The sequence below is a fragment of the Candidatus Ruminimicrobium bovinum genome (assembly GCF_902760015.1).
GTDB classification, from domain to species: Bacteria; Elusimicrobiota; Endomicrobiia; order Endomicrobiales; family Endomicrobiaceae; genus Ruminimicrobium; species Ruminimicrobium bovinum.
The window spans coordinates 1-3977 of sequence record NZ_CACWEU010000068.1; the positions used below are offsets into that span (position 1 = coordinate 1).

Annotated in this window: 4 protein-coding genes; all 4 read left to right on the plus strand. The window is 31.4% G+C overall.

Features of this window, described 5'->3' with window-relative positions:
- Window positions 1–1641 (plus strand): molecular chaperone DnaK (dnaK, locus tag ACMUOV_RS02445; protein WP_413853456.1); only part of this gene is annotated, 1641 nt, incomplete at its 5' end.
- A gap of 511 nt (window positions 1642–2152) precedes the next feature.
- Window positions 2153–2344 carry a hypothetical protein gene (locus ACMUOV_RS02450; RefSeq protein ID WP_413853458.1) on the plus strand — a complete coding sequence of 64 codons (192 nt, stop codon included), beginning with the start codon at window positions 2153–2155 and terminating at the stop codon, window positions 2342–2344.
- Window positions 2345–2348: 4 nt separating this feature from the next.
- On the plus strand, window positions 2349–2717 hold the full coding sequence (locus tag ACMUOV_RS02455; protein WP_413853462.1) for a hypothetical protein: 369 nt from the start codon (window positions 2349–2351) through the stop codon (window positions 2715–2717).
- A 90-nt stretch (window positions 2718–2807) separates the two neighbouring features.
- Window positions 2808–3977 (plus strand): hypothetical protein (locus ACMUOV_RS02460; protein WP_413853460.1); only part of this gene is annotated, 1170 nt, incomplete at its 3' end.

Sequence of the window (3977 nt, forward strand, 5' to 3'; positions counted from 1 at the left end):
TATAAATACAAAATTAACGGTAAAGAATTTACTCCTCAACAACTTTCAGGTTTTATTTTACAGAAAATTAAAAAAGATGCCGAAGCTTATTTGGGAACAACCGTTGATAAAGCGGTTATTACCGTTCCTGCATACTTTAACGATCATCAAAGACAGGCAACAAAAGATGCCGGTGCAATTGCAGGACTTGAAGTTGTTCGTCTTGTTAACGAACCTACGGCAGCTTCTCTTGCTTACGGTATAGATAAAGTAGGTAAAGAACAAAAAATATTGGTATTCGACCTCGGTGGCGGAACTTTGGATTGTACAATAATGGAAATGGGTAGCGAGGGAACATTTGAGGTATTATCTACATCAGGAGATACAAAACTCGGCGGAACCGATATGGATAAAGCAATTATAGATTATATTGCAGAAACATTTAAAAAAGAAAACGGTATCGATTTAAGAAACGATAAAATGGCTGTTCAAAGATTACAGGAAGCTGCAGAAAAAGCAAAGATCGAGCTTTCTAACATTCTTGAAACAGATATCAATTTACCGTTTATTACAGCAGATGCTACAGGTCCGAAACATTTGGCAATGAAACTTACAAGAGCAACACTTGAAAACTTGGTTGACCCTATAGTTCAAAGATGTAAAGCTTCTATCGACCAGGCAATAAGTGATGCAAAACTTACAAGTGCTGATTTAACAAAAGTTATTCTCGTAGGCGGTCCTACAAGAATGCCTATAGTTCAGAAATTCGTTGAAAACTATGTAGGCAAAATTGTTGAAAGAGGAATCGACCCGATGGAATGTGTTTCTAATGGTGCCGCAGTTCAAGCAGCCGTTTTAACAGGTGATGTAAAAGATATCCTTTTACTTGATGTTACACCTTTAACGTTAGGTCTTGAAACTTTGGGAAATGTCAGAACACCTATCATCGACAGAAACACAACAATTCCTGTAAAGAAATCTCAAGTGTTCTCAACGGCACAAGATAATCAGCCGGGAGTTGAAATTCACATTTTGCAAGGTGAAAGACCTATGGCAAAAGATAATGTTTCGTTGGGAAGATTTACACTCGACGGAATACCACCTGCGCCAAGAGGAGTTCCTCAAATTGAAGTTACATTCGATATAGATGCAAGCGGTATCTTACATGTATCTGCAAAAGATTTGGGAACAGGTAAAGAGCAGTCTATTAAGATTACTTCTTCAACAAAACTTTCTAAAGAAGATATAGATAAGTATGTTAAAGAAGCCGAACAATATGCTGCAGACGATAAAAAGAAAAAAGAAGAAATTGAAGCTAAAAACGAAGCCGACAATTTAGTTTATGCAACAGAAAAGAGTTTGAAAGAGCATGGTGACAAAATTTCTCAAGACGAAAGATTAAAAATTGAACAAGCTATTAACGATACAAAAGAAGCTATTAAAACAAACGATTTAGCTAAAATTAAAGATGCAAAAGAAAAACTTTCAACCGCATCGCATAAATTAGCCGAAGAAGTTTATAAAGCAGCACAACAACAGCAACAGGCAAATGCACAAACGGGAGCACAAGGTGCAGCCGGTAATGCAGGACAGGCACAACAGGAAGCACCGAAAAACGACGACAATGTTGTGGATGCTGAAGTAGTTGACGACAAGAAATAAAGAGCTTTGCTCTTTATTTCTTACCTGGGTGTCATTCCCGAAAGTTGTAATCGGGAATCTATGTTCTTTTAAAAATTCTCTTTTTCGCACTCAGTGTCGCCATTCGTTTGAAATTTTTAAATCCGTCCGTTAACTCAAAAATTTCGGACATCATAAGGTACCCGAAATTTTCTCTACATAACGGACTAAAAAACTAATAAAATTTATAGTTTTTTACTCTAAAAATTTCAGCACTCATAAGCGGCTCCAAGTCGTGCTTCAAAAGAAATTTTTAAATGAATTATTAAAAAAATAGAACTATCAATAGGCATTTTGCCTATTGGTAGTTTCGCAAGTTTAAAAGATAAAATTTTTAAAAAATATTGAAAATTTTTGTAAACAAAAATTTAGCTGATGAGCTGATAAGGTGATAAGCTGAGAAGAGAAAAAGCAAAAAAGTATTTTTTAATGATTTTATTAAATATAAAAATTACAAAGCAATTTAATATGTGTTGGATAATAAAAAAATTGTATGGAACTGGAAAATAAAACATTAAATGCGAAAAACATAATTTTTCTTGGAATAATAAATAGTTTAGAAGAATTTTATTCAATAAGTAAATCTGTTGAAAAAATAAATATTTTTGAAGAGCTTGAAGGATATAATAAAAAAGTAATAACAATAACGGAACAAGAAATAAAAAAATTTTTTTGGAACTTATAAAGATATTAATGAATTAAGAAATAAATCATACGAATATTATAAAGAGCATATTCAGGGTAACAATGTTGATATTGGAAAATTTAAAGATATTAGAATTCCAAGAAAGTCCGCTGAAAGATATAAACATTATGGTTCGGATGAAAGGAAATTATTGATAGTTCCTAAATTATTAGAAATATTAAAAACCTCTCAATATAAAAATTCGGAGGGATTATATAAAAAAAGAAGTGATAACATTGTTAAATTTCATTATTTTATAAATGAAGTTTTATTAAAAGATAGGTTTTATAAAGTGTATATAACAATAGGAGAAGACAATAAAGGAAATTTATTTTATGATTTAGATGAGAATAAAGAAAACCTCAAGGAGTAGACTCCATTACAAGTGAAGTGTCCTTGAGGCATAAATAGTATAATATAAAAAGTATAATGTGTCAATGTTATAAGTTTTTTAAGAGGGAAAATGAAAAAAATAAAATTAGGAATTATTTTGTTAACGGTAATGTTTTTAGCAATGTCGGTTCAAAACATTGTTTTTGCTAGTGCTCCAGGTGTAAGTAAAGCCGTTTGCGGATATTGCGAAAAAGAAAACGGTCACGAAACTTGGTGCCCGTCATATAGAAAAGAAACTGTATCAAATGATTATGATTTTAGCAATTATGATGCTCAATTGAATGAATTAATGCCTAAAAAATTAGAAACTTGTCCTGAATGCGGATATAAAAACGGCGGTCATAAAGACGGATGTTATATCGGTATACAGTGGATGTTATTGAAACAAAGAATAGACCAATATTACGATGCAAATACACCAAAACAAAAAGAAGTAGCATTAAGTAATGTTAAAATTTATGCTAAAAATATTGAGAATTTAACAAAACAATATGACAAAATATCTACAAAATTGAAAGATCATAAACCTATGGATGAAAATAATAATGTTACGGTTGCTCATCCGAAAATACCTGTTTTGGATAAATATCCGACAAATGTTCCTCAAATAAATTTACCTGTTACGGAAAAAATTACTAACGGTAATTTTGTTATGTTGGACAAAGAATTTGATAAGAAATTAACATTCCGTATTCCGGGGGCTGTTACGGCTTACGGGAAAACGGAACTTGACGGAACCCAAACATGGAATATATTTTTTATTAAATCGGAAGAAGAACAAAATAATATAAGGGTATTTAAATATTCGCAGTTAGATACTATTGAACATGCAAATCAGCATTATTTTTATGGCAGATCGTTATTTAATCCTTATGAGTATAAAATATTTGATCCATTCGGTAGGTTTATAGTTAAAAGTATTTATCCTATTGAAACAACTTTAAGAAATGTTATAACAAACAACGGATATGAAAAAAGATTACTGTTAATTGTAAGAAATCAAAACAAATATTCCGTATTTGATCCCGTTTTGGAACAAACGGTTGTTCCCGAATATGACAGCATAGAAAAAAATGCACTTGGTATAAGCCAAAATTTTCCGAGGTTTAAAGTTTTACAAAATAATTTTTACGGTATTGCAGAAATCGGTAATAATTCGTTAATTGTTCCTAACCAATACACATTTATAAAAGAATATTATACGGCAAACGAAAAATTTCCGTATTATATAGTAAGCAAA